Source organism: Streptomyces capparidis (assembly GCF_054782095.1).
Genome location: NZ_BAAGTD010000006.1, coordinates 126308 through 142830 on the forward strand (window position 1 = coordinate 126308; position 16523 = coordinate 142830).

Annotated in this window: 16 protein-coding genes and 1 tRNA gene; 10 read left to right on the forward strand and 7 right to left on the reverse strand. The window is 70.5% G+C overall.

Going from position 1 to position 16523, the window contains the following annotated elements:
- The gene (locus tag ACYVO2_RS07690) at positions 1-471 is read right to left on the reverse strand and encodes a phosphoribosyltransferase (protein WP_461006854.1); all 471 of its coding nucleotides are present in this window, start codon (positions 469-471) and stop codon (positions 1-3) included.
- 16 nt (positions 472-487) lie between these two features.
- Positions 488-1063, reverse strand: a complete 576-nt coding sequence (dcd, locus tag ACYVO2_RS07695; protein WP_461006855.1) for a dCTP deaminase — start codon at positions 1061-1063, stop codon at positions 488-490.
- Positions 1064-1486: 423 nt separating this feature from the next.
- Here dcd and ACYVO2_RS07700 point away from each other — a divergent pair.
- Positions 1487-1560, forward strand: a tRNA-Gly gene (locus ACYVO2_RS07700).
- A 228-nt stretch (positions 1561-1788) separates the two neighbouring features.
- Here ACYVO2_RS07700 and ACYVO2_RS07705 read toward each other — a convergent pair.
- The 5 genes from ACYVO2_RS07705 to ACYVO2_RS07725 all read right to left on the reverse strand — a co-directional run bounded on the left by ACYVO2_RS07705 (position 1789) and on the right by ACYVO2_RS07725 (position 5881).
- Positions 1789-2949 carry a helix-turn-helix domain-containing protein gene (locus ACYVO2_RS07705; RefSeq protein ID WP_461006856.1) on the reverse strand — a complete coding sequence of 387 codons (1161 nt, stop codon included), beginning with the start codon at positions 2947-2949 and terminating at the stop codon, positions 1789-1791.
- A 35-nt stretch (positions 2950-2984) separates the two neighbouring features.
- Complete coding sequence (locus tag ACYVO2_RS07710; protein ID WP_461006857.1) at positions 2985-3632, reverse strand: hypothetical protein; 648 nt, start codon at positions 3630-3632, stop codon at positions 2985-2987.
- A gap of 134 nt (positions 3633-3766) precedes the next feature.
- Positions 3767-4915, reverse strand: coding sequence for a tyrosine-type recombinase/integrase (locus ACYVO2_RS07715; RefSeq protein WP_461006858.1), 1149 nt, complete (start codon positions 4913-4915; stop codon positions 3767-3769).
- Complete coding sequence (locus tag ACYVO2_RS07720; protein WP_461006859.1) at positions 4915-5136, reverse strand: helix-turn-helix domain-containing protein; 222 nt, start codon at positions 5134-5136, stop codon at positions 4915-4917. Before ACYVO2_RS07720 ends, ACYVO2_RS07715 begins: the two co-directional genes overlap by 1 nt.
- Before the next feature lie 178 nt (positions 5137-5314).
- Positions 5315-5881: a helix-turn-helix domain-containing protein gene (locus ACYVO2_RS07725; protein WP_461006860.1), complete on the reverse strand. Its 567-nt coding sequence runs from the start codon at positions 5879-5881 to the stop codon at positions 5315-5317.
- Positions 5882-6126: 245 nt separating this feature from the next.
- On the opposite strand from ACYVO2_RS07725, the gene ACYVO2_RS07730 reads away from it, so the two are divergent.
- The 9 genes from ACYVO2_RS07730 (at position 6127) to ACYVO2_RS07770 (ending at position 16464) form a co-directional block, all read left to right on the forward strand.
- The gene (locus ACYVO2_RS07730; RefSeq protein ID WP_461006861.1) at positions 6127-7452 is read left to right on the forward strand and encodes a DUF3631 domain-containing protein; all 1326 of its coding nucleotides are present in this window, start codon (positions 6127-6129) and stop codon (positions 7450-7452) included.
- Between the two features lie 335 nt (positions 7453-7787).
- Positions 7788-8579 carry a DUF2637 domain-containing protein gene (locus ACYVO2_RS07735; protein WP_461006862.1) on the forward strand — a complete coding sequence of 264 codons (792 nt, stop codon included), beginning with the start codon at positions 7788-7790 and terminating at the stop codon, positions 8577-8579.
- Positions 8580-8912: 333 nt separating this feature from the next.
- Positions 8913-9425 carry a plasmid mobilization protein gene (locus tag ACYVO2_RS07740; protein ID WP_461006863.1) on the forward strand — a complete coding sequence of 171 codons (513 nt, stop codon included), beginning with the start codon at positions 8913-8915 and terminating at the stop codon, positions 9423-9425.
- Positions 9426-11141 carry a relaxase/mobilization nuclease domain-containing protein gene (locus ACYVO2_RS07745; protein ID WP_461006864.1) on the forward strand — a complete coding sequence of 572 codons (1716 nt, stop codon included), beginning with the start codon at positions 9426-9428 and terminating at the stop codon, positions 11139-11141.
- A gap of 174 nt (positions 11142-11315) precedes the next feature.
- The gene (locus ACYVO2_RS07750) at positions 11316-12545 is read left to right on the forward strand and encodes a helix-turn-helix domain-containing protein (RefSeq protein WP_461006865.1); all 1230 of its coding nucleotides are present in this window, start codon (positions 11316-11318) and stop codon (positions 12543-12545) included.
- Between the two features lie 57 nt (positions 12546-12602).
- Complete coding sequence (locus tag ACYVO2_RS07755) at positions 12603-13043, forward strand: hypothetical protein (RefSeq protein ID WP_461006866.1); 441 nt, start codon at positions 12603-12605, stop codon at positions 13041-13043.
- A gap of 393 nt (positions 13044-13436) precedes the next feature.
- Positions 13437-14669, forward strand: a complete 1233-nt coding sequence (locus tag ACYVO2_RS07760; RefSeq protein WP_461006867.1) for a hypothetical protein — start codon at positions 13437-13439, stop codon at positions 14667-14669.
- Positions 14670-14770: 101 nt separating this feature from the next.
- A complete protein-coding gene (locus tag ACYVO2_RS07765; protein WP_461006868.1) occupies positions 14771-16093 on the forward strand; it encodes a UDP-glucose dehydrogenase family protein in 1323 nt (440 codons plus the stop codon).
- A gap of 50 nt (positions 16094-16143) precedes the next feature.
- Positions 16144-16464 (forward strand): MazG-like family protein, encoded by a 321-nt coding sequence (locus ACYVO2_RS07770; RefSeq protein ID WP_461006869.1) that lies wholly within the window; start codon positions 16144-16146, stop codon positions 16462-16464.
- The last annotated feature ends 59 nt before the right edge of the window (positions 16465-16523 follow it).

The window sequence follows — 16523 nt, forward strand, 5'->3', positions numbered from 1 at the left end:
CTACACCAGCGGCGGCTCGACCGACCACGGGAAGTCGATCCACTTGTCGGTGCGCTTCCACACGTACTCGCACTTCACCAGCGACTGCGGCTTCTCGTAGACCACCGCGCACCGCACCTCGGCCACGTGCCCCTGGCAGAAGTCGTGGACGAGCTTGAGCGTCATCCCCGTGTCGGCCACGTCGTCCGCGACCAGCACCCGCTTCTCCGAGAAGTCCACCACGTTCGGCACCGGCGGCATCATCACCGGCATCTCCAGCGTCTGCCCGACCCCCTCGTAGAACCGCACGTTCATCACGTGCAGGTTCTTCACGTCGAGCGCGTACCCCAGCCCGCCCGCGACGAAGAGCCCGCCGCGCGCGATGGACAGGATGATGTCCGGCCGGTACCCGTCCTCCGCGATCCGCACCGCCAGCTCCCGCACCGCCTGCCCGAACAGGGGGTACGTCAGCGTCTCCCGCTCCTCGCCCATGCGTCCGCCCGCCCCCTCAGACCTGCGTGCGGTGGAAGTTCATGTACGACCGGGAGGGCGTCGGCCCCCGCTGCCCCTGGTACCGGGACCCGTACCGCTCGGACCCGTACGGGAACTCCGCGGCGGACGTCAGCCGGAACATGCACAGTTGCCCGATCTTCATCCCCGGCCACAGCTTGATCGGCAGCGTGGCCACGTTGGACAGCTCCAGCGTCACGTGCCCCGAGAACCCCGGGTCGATGAACCCCGCGGTCGAGTGCGTCAGCAGCCCCAACCGCCCCAGCGAGCTCTTCCCCTCCAGCCGGGACGCGATGTCCTCCGGCAGGGTGATCACCTCGTACGTCGAGGCGAGCACGAACTCCCCCGGATGCAGGATGAACGGCTCGTCCCCCAGCGGCTCCACGAGCCGGGTGAGGTCCGGCTGCTCCACGGCGGGGTCGATGTGCGGGTACCTGTGGTTCTCGAACACCCGGAAGTACCGGTCCAGCCGAACGTCGATGCTCGAAGGCTGCACCATCTGCGGATCGAAGGGGTCGATTCTCACCCGACCCATATCGATTTCGGTCCGGATGTCCTTGTCTGAGAGAAGCACGCCCCGAGCCTACTTCGCGCACGCGCGCCCGACCCACCCGGGCCGGACGCGCGCGCCCCGCTCAGCGCCGCTCGTCCCCCACCAGCCGCAGCCGCGCCGGAACCGCACTCCGCAACCGCCCGCACCGCGGACACCGCAACAACCGCCCCGGCCCGAGCCGCCCCGGCCCGAGGTTCTGCATCGGGAAGGCGCTGGTGCTGAACAGGTGCCCGTCGGCACAGCGGACCACGACACGTTCCATTGGCCTCTCCCCTGGACGTTCCCCGCAAAAACAGCGAACGCCACATTAAGGGATCCACCGGACACATCCCACAAGCCACTCCGCCCCCGCGGACCCCACAGACTAGCGCCCCCGATCGGTGCGACGGGGGCGGGAGATGGGGTACAGTGTGGGACGTCAGTCGCGGTTCTCCGGCGACTTACGCGGGTGTAGTTTAATGGTAGAACATGAGCTTCCCAAGCTCAGAGCGCGGGTTCGATTCCCGTCACCCGCTCCAAAGAAAAGGCCCAGGTCAATGACCCGGGCCTCATTTGTTGTCTATACCTCTTAATGACTCGCGTGCCCTCCGCGTGCCCCAACTCGTCGGAATGCCGCCCGCACGGGGCACGCCACCGCACCAATCATTTGGTGCGGCGGCGCGCAATCCCGATGAATGAGACGCGCTTTTCGTGAGCTGCATCACCGCAACGCTGCCAGTACCTCATCGTGTCCATGAAGGGTGGCCTCAGCGCACCACAGACAACCGGGGACGGCCCGTGGTCGGCGCTGCACGGCCGTTGTCACCGCCGCCACCGCCTTGAGCCGTGACGACGAGTTCGAAGATCAGGTCATTCAGGTCTGCGGGCCACCATCGAAGGTCGTCGGCGACATCTGCCAGCCGGACGCCTTCGGCCCGGAGGGCGGCGAAGACCTTCCCGAGAACCTGCGAGCTCTCGCGGCCCAGGCGGCTGTGGGGCTCGTCCTTGCGATACCCGAGTCGGCTCAGCTCGACGCAGTGGGTCCGGTACTGCCATTCGGTTGTGAGGTTCAACTCATGCAGACGGTGAGCGAGTGCCATCGCGGCGACCTTCCACCGTCGCTTGGCCTGGAGGATCCAGCTGGTACTGGCGTTGCGGGGCGCGTGTGCGAGCACGTCGGCAGCCGGCATCAACAGAGCAGCGGCGAACCTGTGCGCCTCGCCCTCGGCCTGGGGACCGTGCGGTACCTGCTCCTCGCCGTGCAGAACGAGATGACCCAGCTCATGAGCAGCGTCGAACCGACCTCGCTCCGCGGTCTTCTCAGTGCTCAGCATGACGAAGGGAATGCCCCTGTCCCAGAAGGAGAAGGCGTCGACCTCCGAGCAGTCCTGGGGCAGTGAGAACACCCGTACGCCGTGGGCCTCCAGGAGGTGAACCACGTTGGAGATGGGAGCCACGCCCAGGCCCCAGCGCGCCCGGACAAGCTCCGCCGCGCGCTCGGCCGAGCAATGCTCCCCTCCGGCTTCGCCGGTGTGCGGAACCTGGCTACCGTCACCCCAGCGGCTGAACGACGTAAGAGTCGGCAGGTCCGGAGTCGGCAACTTGAACCGATCAGCTATCCAGTCCTGGAGGAGGCGGGCAAGACGGCCGCTGCTCAGGGCGACATCCCGCTGCGCGGCCGTCATCTTGCTGGGTGCCCGAAAGCTGACCGACTCCGCGGGCAGCTCCGCGACCTCCTCGGCACCGAAGAACGACTCGGGGAACCTCAGCGCCTCGGCGATGACCGAAAGGGAGCGAGGGCTCAGGGATGCCCGCCCGCTTTCGTAGTCCGACAACCGGCGTGCGGTGAGGCCAGTCATCTGGCCGAGACGAGTGACGGTGAGCCCCCGGCGCTTGCGCGCCAGAACGAGCCGGGATGCGGTGGTCATGGGAGCGTGCCAATAGGTCGGGGATGGGGGACGAGTCAGCCCAGGCGCTCGATGGGAATGTCGATGCCGCCCTCGCCCTCGTCTTCGTCCGGGAACGGAGTGAAGCCTTCGAAGTCGATGAAGGGCAGCATGATCCTCTCGTGCCAGCTGTCGATCTTGCCACGGCTGCCGGCGTTGTCGGGCATCGACAGCTCCGCGTACAGCCGCGTTCCCGTCTCCGTGTTCACGTGCTGGTAGAGCAAGAACCAGGTCGGAATGCCGTCGCCGACACCCTGGGGTTCGGGCTCGACCTCGTAGGGCGGAAGCATCAGCTGCCGGTTCGTTTCCACCCTGCGGATGACGGCGGAACCCTTCGAGTAGCGAGTGGAAGGCGTGAGCGCGGCGAAACCGGTCTCCCTGCTGCCGCTCGAAGCGGTGATGGCGAAGCCCTCGGTCGGGGAGAGGAGAAGCGGGACGTTGCTCGGGTTCGCACTGCGCCATCCCTTGGGGATGTAGGTCTCGCGCAGGTACCGGATGGTCCTCCCCCAGAAGATGTTGCCGGGCAGGGAGAGCGGGTCGAGCTGGGTGCAGAAGTTCCGCTCCGCTTCCGCGCGCCGCAGCACGTCCTCGATCTCTTCGACCGCCAGTCCCAGCTCAGCGAGCCTGCCGCGAGCGCGAGGGCCCTCGACGTGCACCATGGCCATACCCGATCCCCTCCCTGACCTACAGATAACTTCCGGAAATCCTTCCTCATCTGAGGTCGGAAATCAAGAAACCCTGCTGGTCGTGCGGCAGATCGTTCGTGCGCCGGGGCGGCAACCGCCCCGGCGCACTGTCGTCATGCCCCTTGGGCGCTTTCGGGCTCAGCAACTCGCCGTCGCTGCTCGCGGACCCGGGCATCGATCCCGACCGCCACCTCGCGCTGCCGCTCGTCATCGGAGTGCTGGTAGATCAGTGCCGCCTTCTCCGAGGACTGCCCGGCGCGGACCATCGTGTCCTTGAGCGTGGCGCCGGACTGGGTGGACAGCGTGTGTCCGGTGTGGCGGAGGTCGTAGAAGCGGAAGTCGTCCGGCAGGCCGACCTTCGCCCGTGCCCGGCGCCACTTGCGGCCGAAGGTGGAGCGGCGAAAGGGTGCTCCCTTCTCCCCGACGAACAACAGGCCACCGGGACCCTTCTCCGCGAACCAGTCGAGGTGGCGCTTCACCTCGATGTACAGGAAGCCGGGCAGATGGATGGTGCGAGTGCCGGCCTCCGACTTGGTGTCGCCCTCGACACGGCGCCCGGTGGTCAGCTCGGGTGCCGCCGCGCGGATCCTGACGGCGAGGGGTTCGAGCGTCACGTCGGACCGACGCAGGGCGCCCTGCTCCTCGGGGCGCATCGGCCCGTAGGCGGCGAAGTACACCATCAACCGCCAGCGCGGGCCCATGGCGTCGGCGAGCGCATCGACCTGTTCGACGGAGGCCGTGGGCCGCTCCTTGGCCTTCTCGCTGCCGGCTCCCTTGATCCGGCAGGGGTTGCGCCGGATCAGTTCGTCGTCGGCTGCCGTCTCCAGGATGGCCTTCAACAGGCGGTAGGACTTGGCGACTGTTGTCGCGCCGGTCACCTTCAGCCGCTCGGCCCGCCACGAGCGCACGCCGGGCGGGGTGATCTCGTCCAGGTCCATGGCGCCGAAGGTCGGCAGGATGTGCAGGCTCAGGAGCCTGCGGTAGAGCTCGTCGGTCGTGGCGGCGAGCCCGCGCTCCTCGACCCACGTCAGGGCGTACGCCTCGAAGTTCACCGCGCCCGCGTCCGGGTCCACCCAGTGCTTGCGCTCGATGTCGGCCTTGGTGAGGGTGAGCCAGGTCTGGGCGTCGGTCTTGCTCTCGAAGGTCTCCGGCGCGGTCCGGCGGCTGCCGTCGGGTGCCCAGTAGCGGGCCTGCCACCTGCCGGAGGGCAGTTGCCGGACCGTTCCGAACTCACGGCGGCGCTGGGGCTTGCGTCCTGCCATCAGGCTGCCCTCCCGTAGCGGGCGGCGCGAGCCTCGCGCAGGGTGAGAACGGTGCGCTCCTCTATGTACGCGTCCAGGGCGCTCTCGGGGATGCGTACCGGCTGGCCCAGCTTGACGTACCGGATGCGGCGTTCCTGGATGAGGCGCCGGACGAAGCGCGCGCCGGTGCCCAGGCGCTCGGCGGCCTCGTCCACGGTGAGGAGGCGGTCGCGTTTGATCACCTCCTTTGCGGCGCGCGGGACCGGTACGGGGGCAGGGGGTATCGCCGGGCGGCGCAAGGGGGTTCCTGTTCTGGCGGGCGCAGTGCGGCAACACCGGCCCGCCGGTCGATCGCTGGGATGGCGGCGTGCCCGTCCCACGGGGCTCGCAGGCCCTGGGACGGGGAGAGGAAGAGTGGGATTACGCCCTGTCGGCGGGACCGGGCTGGTCCGTGCCGGGGCGCTCAGCGGGCGGCGGCCCGTAGATGTCCTCGGTCCAGTTCCTGGCCTCCTCGCCGATGGCTTCGGAGACCATGAACTCGGCTTCCTCTCTCAGCTCGGGGTGCTGAGCGAGGTAGCGGTCGAGCGCGACGCGGGCTCTGGAGAAGGCAGCGTTGGCGCGCTGCGTCTCCCGGAAGGCGTTGACGACCTCGTCGATCAGTTCCGTGGCCCGGCGCTGCGCGGCAAGCTGCGGCGGGCCGACGAGGTTGCGCAAGGGGATGCTGAAGATCTGGGCGAAGCCGATCGCCTCGTCCAGGTTGATGCGGCGCTTGCGGTTCTCGATCCGCCACACCGCGGACGGGTTCATCTCGTAGCCGGCCTCGTTCAAGCGGTCCGACAGCGCATTGGTGCTCCAGCCGCGGGCCTCGCGCTCCAGCTTGATCCGTACAGCGGCGTTCTCCTCGCTGCTGAGCAGCATGCCTTCCGGGGCCTCTTTGCCTTCCACCCCCACCTCCTTCCGTAGGTAGAAACGCTCTGCGATTCGCATTACCCCTACGCTAGCATGCGTTCTGCGATTGGCAAAGCAGTTCTGCGAACCGCAGAGTGTGTGGCACCATGGTCACCACCGGACAACCGAAGACCGCAGGAGAGCCCTTCCGACACGACAAAGCCCCCGGTGCGCCAACACCGGGGGGCTCAAGCGCAAACCTCTCAACCGCCATCCCTAGCGATCGACCCGCGAGGCCGGGATTGCCGTCCCGTATGGCCCGCGAGCAGAGGAGCACCCCCATTATGGACGACCCGCGTCCGAACACGCCACGCTCAACTCAGACGGCGGACAGTCCACCGTCCGCCGACGCTCCCTCCACCGCCGCCTGGCCGCCCGTCGCCATCCCCGGCCAGGGAGTCCCCGCCCAGGGCAGGGAGCCGGCCACCGCTGACCGCCCGGCCCGGGTGTCCGCCCCCGACCATCGATCCGCACCAGACGCGCCCTCCGCCTCGGAGGGTGACCAGGTGCTGACGGAGCTGCGCGCGCAGATCGAGCACTTCGTGGTCCTGCCGAGCGAGGAAGCCCTCACCGCCGTGACGCTGTGGGTGGCTGCCACGCACGCCCAGCCCGCGTGGCAGCACGCCCCGCGTCTCGCGGTGGTCGGCCCGGCCAAGCGGTGCGGGAAGTCGCGGCTGCTCGACGTGGTGACCGAGACCGTGCACGCGCCGCTGATCACGGTCAACGCCAGCCCGGCGGCGATCTTCCGCTCGATCACCGCGGACGACCCGCCCACCCTCCTGGTGGACGAGGCCGACACGCTGTTCAGCACGGCCAAGGCGGCAGAGCGCAACGAGGACCTGCGCGGCCTGCTGAACGCGGGACACCAGCGCAACCGGCCCACCCTGCGGGTCACCGGCCCCGAACACACGCCGGTCGCGTTCCCCACCTTCGCCATGGCCGCGCTCGCGGGCATCGGGGACCTGCCCGACACCATCATGGACCGGTCGGTGGTCATCCGGATGCGCCGCCGGGCGTCCGGCGAGCGCGTGGCAGCGTTCCGCACCAGCCGGGACACCCCGGGCCTGCACGCCCTGCGGGACCGTCTCGCCGCCTGGCTCCGCCCGCTGCACGCGGAGGCGGTGAACATGGAGCCGCAGATGCCGGTCGAGGACCGCGCCGCGGACACATGGGAGCCACTGGTCGCCGTCGCCGACCTGGCGGGAGGCGAGTGGCCGGCCCTCGTTCGCGCAGCCTGCCGCACCATGAACGCGCATGAGTCCGGCCGAGACGCGGATGAGGGGCTGAAGACCCGCATCCTGCTCGACATCCGGCGCGTCTTCGCCGACATCGGTGACCCGCCCGTCGTGCGCACCAGCCACCTCATCGAACGGCTCAACGCCGACCCAGAGGCCCCCTGGGCGGAGTACAGCGCCCAGGGGCTCACCCCGCGCGGCCTCCAGCTTCTGCTGAAGGACTACGGCATCAGCTCGGCGAACCACCGCTTTCCCGGCGAGGGACAGGCCAAGGGGTTCGCGCGCCACCGGTTCCTCGACGCCTGGACCCGGTACTGCCCGCCACCAGCCGCCACGCCGGGACCCGCCGAGTCCGGCGGAGACAGCAGAGCCTGACCCGTCGCCATTCGTCCCACCCGTCCCCGCGCACGTCAGCGCGGGGACGGGTGCGGAGTCCATACGAGTCGACCCGTCCCCGCCCGAGGCGCTCGCGCCCGGCCGAAGACCGTCCCCAGGCACTCCGCGCCCTCGCCCGGAGCGAAGCGTCACCCGTCTCGACCCGTCCCACCCGTATCCGTGCAGGTGAGCCCCGGGACGAGTCAGGTGACCGTGACGGGTCGACTCGACATCACCGCGCCACTCGTACCTGCCCTGACCAGGCAGGGGACGTGTGGGACGGGTTCTCCGCCACCCGGCCCACACGTCACAAGCCACACATGGAACCGCCCTCAGTGACAGCAACACGTACCCTCCCCAGCAGCCCCCGTCCGGCCACCGCCCACCGCGTCACCGGCTGGGACCACGCCGCGATCGCCGCTCTCGGCGCCGCAGCGTGCGCGCTCTCGTACGACGCACTGCGCCAGGTGGCCTCCGCCATCCACGTTCGCGGCGTGCTCACCTACCTGTTCCCGCTGGTGATCGACGGGTTCATCGCCTACGGCGTCCGCGCGCTCCTCGTCCTGCGCACCGCACCCTTCCGCGCTCGGCTCTACGTGTGGGCGCTCTTCGGCACAGCGACCGCCGCGAGCGTCTGGGCCAACGCCCTCCACGCCATCCGCCTCAACGAGGGGCCCCCGGCCTCCGGTCTGCACCTCGGCGACGCCACCGTCGGCGTGCTCTCCACAGCGGCCCCTCTTGCTCTGGCGGGTGCGGTCCACCTCCACATCCTCATCGGACGCCAGGCCTTCAGCGGCCCAGGAGAGGCGGACACACCGCTGCTCGCCGAGCCGTCCCCTTCCGAACTGGAGCTCCGTAAGGAGCCCCCGGGGGCCGGCGACCGTGGGACCGGAGCCGACGCCACCGTCCCGTCCCGCCGCATCGGCCGACCGCCCAGCGCTGATCTGGAGGACCTCGTCCACCTCGTCCGCCCGCTGTTCCGTGCGCACGAAAGGCCCACCCGGGCCACGGTCCGCCAGACCATACGCACCGCCGGTCATAGCGTCAGCGAAGACCGGCTGACCAAGGTCATGGCTGCCTTGCGCACCGGACCGTACGAGGGGACCACGCCGGAAACGGACTGCTGACCGGAAGTCCTCCCAGGTCAACGCCTTACTGGTCGCAAGTGGCGGCACCCCGGGGTCTGGGCGGGACGGCTACGCGGGCCCCGGGACCGCCCAGGGACTTGGTCACGGGACCACGCTCCCCTGCCGGTTCCGTCTCCGCCGTCCCGTGCCTCCATACGGGCCACCACCCTCCCCCGCATCGAACAGCTCACCGGAGAACCAGACATGCACGACTCGCACCACGAAATACCCTCTCAGCGGCAGGAACGCGTCACAGCGCCAGCCACCAGCGGAGCAAGGTATGACGTTGGACCGACTAATGGCCGGCCCCACGTCGATGCCTCCGCCCCGGGGGTGGCGGAGGCGTTCGGGCGTCAGGGAACGCCCGACCAGAACGGCATCGCCGCTCCCGCCGACCCGCTTCCGCGCGCCGCCGACGAAGCCGCCCTGCATCGCGTCGCCCGCCGTCGCCGCCGCGATGCCGTCCAGCGCAACGAGCGCATCACCACCCGCTTCAGCCGAGAAGAGGATGCCGCCATCCGCGCCGAGGCCCGCGCCCTCAACATCGCCGTCTCCCACTTCGTCGGCGCGGTCATCATGGCCCACCTCGCAGGCGACGTCGCCCTGCCCGGCCAGCGCACCAAGCTGGACGACTACATCGACGAGCTGAACGCCCTCCGCACCCAGGTCGCCAAGATCGGCGGCAACGTCAACCAGATCGCCCACCGCCTGAACGCCGGAGGTCATCCACACCCTGGGGACAACGCCCTGCTCGCGCAGACCGGCCAGCTCATGGAAGTTGTCGGCGCCGCCGTCACCTCCATCGCGGCGGCCACGAACAGCGCGGTCAACAGCAAGGCGGCCTGAGTGATCGCCAGCATCAGCGGCGGCAAGAGCACCACCGGCCTGATCCGCTACCTGTTCGACACGGAGAAGGCCAAGGACCACACCGACCCGCACCTCGTCGCTTCCTGGGACGGCTTCGCCCCCGACCCCGGCCGCGCCCGAGACTTCGACACCGCGAAGAAGCGCCTCGCCCAAGACTTGGACCTGCACGTCAAGCAGGTCCGGCGGAAGGGCCGCGCGCCCGATAAGCACGTCTGGCACTGCTCGGTGCGCGCCGCTCCGGAAGACCGCGTTCTCAGCGACGACGAGTGGGCGGCCATCGCCCGCCGGGTCGTCCATGCCACCGGCATCGCACGCGACGGCGACCCCGACGGCTGCCGATGGGTAGCCGTCCGCCACGCCGACGACCACATCCACATCGCCGCGACCACCGTGCGAAGTGACCTCCGCGTCGCGCGCCACTGGAACGACTACCTGACCGCGGACAAGGAACTCGCCGCCATCGAGAAGAAGTACGGGCTGCGCGAGGTGATACGCGGCGACCGCACCGCCGCCAAGCGCCCCACCCGCGCCGAGAAGGAGAAGGCGCACCGTGCCGGCCACCGGCTCACCGCGCGCGAACGTCTGCGCACCACCGTCCGCGCCGCGGTCGCCGTATCCACCAGCCCGGAGGACTTCATCCACCTGCTGTCCGGCACGGGCATCCTGGTGGAGATCCTCCGCTTCCCCTCCGGCGACATCAAGGGGTACAAGGTCGCCCTGGCCGACGACACCAACGCCGCCGACCAGCCGGTGTGGTTCTCCGGCTCGGCCCTCGCCCCGGACCTGTCGTTCCCCAAGATCCGCGAACGACTCGCCGCCACCGAGCCGCAGTACCAACACGAGCCGAACGCCCCGCGCAGGCGGAACCCCTGGCACCAGGCCACCGCAGCCGCCGAGCGCATCCCCGCCCTCCTCGACCAGGGCGACGACGCAGCGGCGCAAGCCCACCTCGCCGCGTTCGGCGAGGCCCTCGACGCCCTCCCCGTCCTCACCCCCAAGGAACTCCGCCCTCACCTCCGCCAAGCGGCGCTCACCTTCGAACGCGCCACTCGCTCGCGCGTGCGCGCTGAGCACCACCACGCCCGTGCCCTGCGAGGCGCGGTCCGCGCCGTGGGCACGACGCCGACGGGCGACGGCGGAGCGCTGCTGGCCATGTTCCTCGACGCCGCGCTCCTCGTCGTGATCGCCGCAGCTCGCTGGCACGAGCTGCGCTGCCATGACCAGCAGGTCGCGGCTGCTCGCGAGACCTTGGTCCACCTCCAGGCCGCCTACCAGCAAGCAGCCGTCGCGCCCCTGTCCGCCCTGGCCCAGCGCAAACCGTCGGCACGCACGGTGGAACGGCACGCCGACCAGCTCCGTGTCGGCATCCCCGAACTCGCGGAGCGCGTCCTCGCCGATCCCGGGTGGGACGCGCTCGCGACCGTGCTCGCCGAAGCGGAGGAGGCCAGCCACCGACCCGAGCAGCTGCTCCAGCAGGCCGCCCGCCAGCGGTCACTGAACGACGCCCACTCCGTCGCCCAAGTCCTCACCTGGCGCGTCCGCCGTCTTGCCACCCGCCCGGCTCCGAGCGCCCGCGCTCGGGCGGCGCAGGCGCGAACGGCACAGGCAGCCGCAGTCGCGGGCCAGCGCCGACAGGCTCCCGTCGCCACCCCGAGCCAGCCCGTCCCCACAGAAGCACGCGGACAACGACGCTGACCCGACGGGGCTGACGGGCGAGTCCTGCCGAACATCCACTTCGGCAGGGCTCGCCCTCACCCCCTCCGGCATGGGTACCGTTCTGGTGGCGAAGCCCCGAACGGACAGAGCCGCACTGCCGCCCTGCCGAACGCTTCCGCCGACCCGGCCCGCCTACAGGTAGGGGAAGTGCTGATGCTCGAAGAAGCCGAGGAGATCGGCCGCCGCGCCCGCCGGGCCCGCCTGCGGCTCGGGATGCCCCAGGCCGACCTCGCCGCTGCCCTGGGGAAGTCGCAGGGCTGGGTGTCGAAAATGGAACGCGGCCTGATCGAGCTCGACCGCGTGGGCCTGCTGAACCTCCTGGCGGCTGAGCTGCACGTTCACCCGAATGACCTGATCGGACGTCCGTACAGCAGCAAGCCGGAGGACAACCGGTGGCAGGTCGCCGCCTCCTCCATCCTCCGTGAGCTGCGCCGTTACGACCTCGCCCCCGTCTTCGACGGCACCCCGCGCTCCTCGGCGCACCTGTGGCGGGAAATGACCCGGCTGCACCGGCTGCGGGACGCGGCGGCGAACGTGGCGATCCTCCAGGTGCTGCCCGACCTGTTCCGCGAGGCACGGGCCCTCGCCGAGGTCTCGACCGGCCACGAGCGGGAAGAGGCGTACGCGGTGTACGCGGTGTGCTGCAAGTTCGCCCACACCGCCGCTCACGCCCTCGGGCACCCGGAGCTGATCGCCATGTCGTGCGAGCGGGCCGCTTGGTCCGCGCGGCTGTCCGGTGACCCCGTGATGGCCGCTGTCGCCGACTGGATGCGGGTGTGGGACATGTGGGCCAGCGCCGACTGGGACGACGCGATCGTCCTGTCGGACAAGGCCATCAGCAGCGTTCAGCACGAGTACGACCAGGGCGAACCGCTGGCCGTCCGGGCGTGGGGGGCGCTCCAGCTCCGCGCTGCTGTCTCCGCCGCCAGGGGCGGGCGTTCCGCGGAAGCGGAGGACCGCATCGGACTCGCGAAGGCAGCCGCCGAGCGCATGACCGCCCACGTCGGCCCTCCGGTGTACGACCGGCACTCGGTGACGTTCTCCCCCGGCAACGTCGAGATCCACGCGATCAGCGTCGCCCTCGAACTGGGCGAGCAGGGCAAGGCGCTGGCAATGAACCGCCGCGTCAGCCGCGAGCTGATCGCCGCTCTGCCCAACTCCCGCCAGGGCCATCACCACATGGACCTCGCCCGCGCCTGGCTGTGGGATGGCAACAGGGACAAGGCCCTCACCGAGTTGGAGACCGCCGAGCGGATCGCCCCGCAGCTCGTCCGCAACCACCCCATCGCCCGTTCCACCCTGCGCAGCATCGTCTACGCCGAGCGGGCAGCCACACGGGAGAAGCTGCGGCGCATGTCCGACCGCTTCCACCTGGACGGATAAGGGTCGTATTCCTCCGGTTCATATTCAGCACCTGGCGTGTCCTTAACGTCACGGAGCATGACCGGACGACCGACTCCCCATCTCCCCTCGCAGGGGCCCGAGCTGGGAACTTCGGCTCCCTTCTACCCGCGGCTGGGCGACTTGGCCGCCGACGCGGCCAAGAGCGGCCGTGTCGGTGTCGTCGTCGCCGTTCCCGGTGAAGGCGCCGCCACCTATCACCTCCGCCCGCCCGGCGGGGGCGCCGCGTGGTCCGCGCCCGCCGACGGCAGCACGCTGCGCCCGGTGCCGGCCAAGGCAACCCACGTGACTCTGCTGGCCCAGGACGCGGTGTACGACCACCGCGCGAGACAGGCGTCCACGCCCGTCCGCGTGCACTACGAGGACGGCGACAGCACCGACGCCGCGTTGATCCTCACGCCCGCCGACCTGGAGCGGCTGCACGCGCAGACGGAACGCGTCCTCGCCCAGCAGGACCGCTCCCTCGGCGGCACCTCGTGACTGCCTCCGGACGCCACCGCGCGACCACCCACGCGCCCAAATCCCGGTCCCGCAACGACTCGGCGACCGGCCTCACCGTGACCGTCCTTGCCCTCCTCGGCCTCTCCGGACCGGCATGGGCTCTGCGTGGCGAGGCTGCCGAACTCCTCTTCCCCGACCGGCCGACGTCCACCTCCGTACCGGACGTCAGCAGTCCCGTCGACTAGCTCCGGCACACGGCCGGCCCGCGCGCCCCGTCTGCCGGAGCGACCAAGCTCCTCGACGAGCAAACCGTCCCGGCGGTGACCGGGCATCTCCCGATCACCGGCCGGGGCGTCACCGACCGAACGAACGAGACCTGGCGGCTCGGCCCGACCCCACGCCAGGACTGACCGCCACAGTGGGAGGGACACCGTGGACATCCCCTACATCGTCATCGACCAGCTCACCCCCCAGCAGCTCCGGGAGTGGAACGCCCACTTCGGCGACGCCGACCGCCCCCGTTACATCGAGGAGGGCATCTGGCGCCGCACGCAGGAGAAGGCCACCGCCAGGCAGTCCGGCTGGACCTGCGACGACGACGCCCGCCGCCGCGTCATCCACTACCGCTACCGCTACGACCTCGTGCCCACCACGGCCGCCCCCGCGATCGGCCTCACCGACCTGTACCTGTACCACTCGGTGTCCGCCCCGTCCGGAGAGATCACCGAGCACGAAAAGGCGGTGCACGACGCCCTCGTGACCGGTGGCTGGAGGCCGACGCCCACCGGCACCATGTGGACCCGCCGCGACCTGCGGTGCCGGATCACCCCGCACAACACCCACCCCCAGGACATCGCGGTCGGCCGCCGCCTCCCCCGGCACTACCGCAGCCTCGACGTGCAGATCACCTCCGTCGGCTACACGCCCCCGCCCTTCATCCGGCAGCGCCCCTGGAACGTGCTGGCCTCCGGCATCCGGCAGAAGGACCGCCGCGGCACGCCCACCCTGGTCCATGACCTGTCCACCCTGGCCGACCACCTCCCGTTCCAGGCGGAGATCGGCTGCGGCACGTCCGTGGAGGCCGACATCCCGCCCCTGCACCGCCTGCACGAGATCTATCGGGTCACCGACCGCCAGGACGACGACCCGCGCGAGCACCGCTTCACCCTCCTCCCGGCCACCGACCCGCTGCTCCACGAGGTCCTGACCGAACCGGAGGAGAAGGCAGACGAACTCACCGAGATGTTCCGGTCCTGCTTCCTCGCCGACCCCACCCCGGCCATGCACGCCCTCAAGACCCTCCACGACGCCGGTCACATGGTCGGCCCGGTCATCACGCACAACTTCGACGTCCTCGCGGCCCGCGCCGGACTCGACGAGTGCTTCGTGCGCCGGTACGACCAGATGGTGCCCGACGTGGAGTTCGCCGACGGCGCGAAGGCCCTCCTCGTCATCGGCCTCCACGCCGACCGCCGCAAGGTGCAGGCCCGCGCCCGCGAGCGCGGTATGCGCATCGTCTACCTCGACCCCGAGGGGTTCTGGAACAACGGCACGTTCATGCCCTACCCCCTCGAGGGTCCGCAGGACGGTGACCTCGTCTGCCGGAAGCCGGCCGGTAAGGGCCTGCCGGAACTCGTCACCCTTCTCGCCCAACGGACGCGCTGAGCCACCTGCACGATGAGGGCCGGTCGGCGGCCGGACGCTAGCGTGCGCCGTGACCGGCCCGGGCGTCCGGGCGGAGGCAGAGGGAAAGGAACGTCGGCACCATGCGCGTATCCGTCATCGGCTGCGGCCACCTGGGCATCCCGCACGCTGCGGCGATGGCCGAGATCGGCCACGAGGTCATCGGCGTGGACCTCGACCAGGCCAAGATCGACCGGCTCAACGCAGGCGAGTGCCCCATCTACGAGGACGGGCTGCCCGAACTGCTGGCCACCCACACCGCCTCCGGGCGGCTCCGCTTCACCACCAGCCTCGCCGAGACCGCCGAGTTCGCCTATGTCCACTTCCTCGCGGTGGGCACCCCCATCGACGCCGACGGCCGCAGCTACGACACCGGCCAGGTCTTCGGCGCCGCCCGCGCCCTCGCCCCGCACCTGACCCGCCCCTGCGTCATCATCGGCAAGTCCACCGTCACCGTCGGCACCAGCCGCGACCTCGCCGCCCTCCTCGCACGCCTCGCCCCCGCCGGAACGGACGTCGAGGTCGTCTGGAACCCCGAATTCCTCCGCGAAGGCCACGCCGTCGAGGACAGCCTCCGCCCCGACCGCATCGTCGCCGGCGTCTCCTCCCAGCACGCCGAGAACGTCGTCCGCGAGGTCTACGCCCCACTCCTCCGCGACCAGATCCCCCTCTTCGTAACCACCCCTGCCACCGCCGAACTCATCAAGGGCGCCGCCAACGCCTACCTCGGTCTGAAGATCTCCTTCATCAACGGCGTCGCCGACATGTGCGCCGCCGCCGGGGCCGACATCCAGCAGCTCACCGAGGCGATCGGCGTCGACCCCCGCATCGGCCGCGGCGGCCTGAACGCCGGCCCCGGCTACGGCGGCGGCTGCCTCCCCAAGGACGTCCGCGCCTTCACCGCCTCCGCCCAGACCCTCGGCGCCCGCGAGGCCGCCACCCTCCTCCGCGCGGCCGAGCAGGTCAACGAGTCCCGCCCCGCCGCCGCCCTCGCCCTCATCGAGGACACCCTCGGCCGCCCCGTCACCGGCGTGAGGATCACCGTCTGGGGCGCCTCCTTCAAAGCAGGCACCAACGACGTCCGCGAATCCCCCGCCCTCACCCTCGCCACTCTCCTCCACCAGCGCGGCGCCAAGGTCACCGTCCACGACCCCCACGCCGTCCCCGCCGCCCTCAAGCGCCACCCCCAGCTCGACTACTCCGAGGACCTGGAGGAGTCCGTCAAGGACACGGAGCTGATCGTCCTGGCCACCGAATGGCCCCACTTCCGCGACGCAGACCCCAGGCTCCTGGCCACCCTCGCCGCGACCCCACTCCTCGTGGACCTCCGCAACCTCGTCAACGCCGACACCTGGCGCACGGCCGGCTGGACCGTCCGCCAACTCGGCCGCCCCTCACAGCCCTGACCCCGCCGCCGGGCCTACCAGGGCCCGGCCACACGGATGGGAGATCCGTAATGAACGACCTGTGGGACGACATCGAAAAGCTTTCCGCCGTCTGCCGAAAGGCCGGCGCCCACCTCCCGCCGGAGGAACTCAAGGCCCTCCAGGTCGGCAAGGTCGCCGAGGAGGCCGGAGAGGCCATGCACGCCCTGCACGGCCTGAAGGGCCTCACCACCTGCGACGACGACCACAGTTGGGCCGAGGTCCAGAACGACCTCGTCGGCGCCGTCATCGCCGCCCTGCTGGCCATGCACTACATCGACCCCACCGGCGCCCGCGACACGTTCAACGAGATCTTCCACCACCGCACCCGCAGGGGCCGCGAGGCCGCCTGACACCAGGAACGACACATCGGCGGTCGTGTCTCTCGACACGACCGCCGACAGCTGAGTCG

Excerpts from the sequence above, each read along its gene's own strand:
- ACYVO2_RS07725 (WP_461006860.1), bottom strand. The coding sequence starts at position 5,881 with ATGCGAATCGCAGAGCGTTTCTACCTACGGAAGGAGGTGGGGGTGGAA.
- ACYVO2_RS07715 (WP_461006858.1), bottom strand. The coding sequence starts at position 4,915 with ATGGCAGGACGCAAGCCCCAGCGCCGCCGTGAGTTCGGAACGGTCCGG.
- ACYVO2_RS07690 (WP_461006854.1), bottom strand. The coding sequence starts at position 471 with ATGGGCGAGGAGCGGGAGACGCTGACGTACCCCCTGTTCGGGCAGGCG.
- ACYVO2_RS07730 (WP_461006861.1), top strand. The coding sequence starts at position 6,127 with ATGGACGACCCGCGTCCGAACACGCCACGCTCAACTCAGACGGCGGAC.
- ACYVO2_RS07710 (WP_461006857.1), bottom strand. The coding sequence starts at position 3,632 with ATGGCCATGGTGCACGTCGAGGGCCCTCGCGCTCGCGGCAGGCTCGCT.
- ACYVO2_RS07750 (WP_461006865.1), top strand. The coding sequence starts at position 11,316 with ATGCTCGAAGAAGCCGAGGAGATCGGCCGCCGCGCCCGCCGGGCCCGC.
- ACYVO2_RS07770 (WP_461006869.1), top strand. The coding sequence starts at position 16,144 with ATGAACGACCTGTGGGACGACATCGAAAAGCTTTCCGCCGTCTGCCGA.
- ACYVO2_RS07755 (WP_461006866.1), top strand. The coding sequence starts at position 12,603 with ATGACCGGACGACCGACTCCCCATCTCCCCTCGCAGGGGCCCGAGCTG.
- ACYVO2_RS07705 (WP_461006856.1), bottom strand. The coding sequence starts at position 2,949 with ATGACCACCGCATCCCGGCTCGTTCTGGCGCGCAAGCGCCGGGGGCTC.
- ACYVO2_RS07765 (WP_461006868.1), top strand. The coding sequence starts at position 14,771 with ATGCGCGTATCCGTCATCGGCTGCGGCCACCTGGGCATCCCGCACGCT.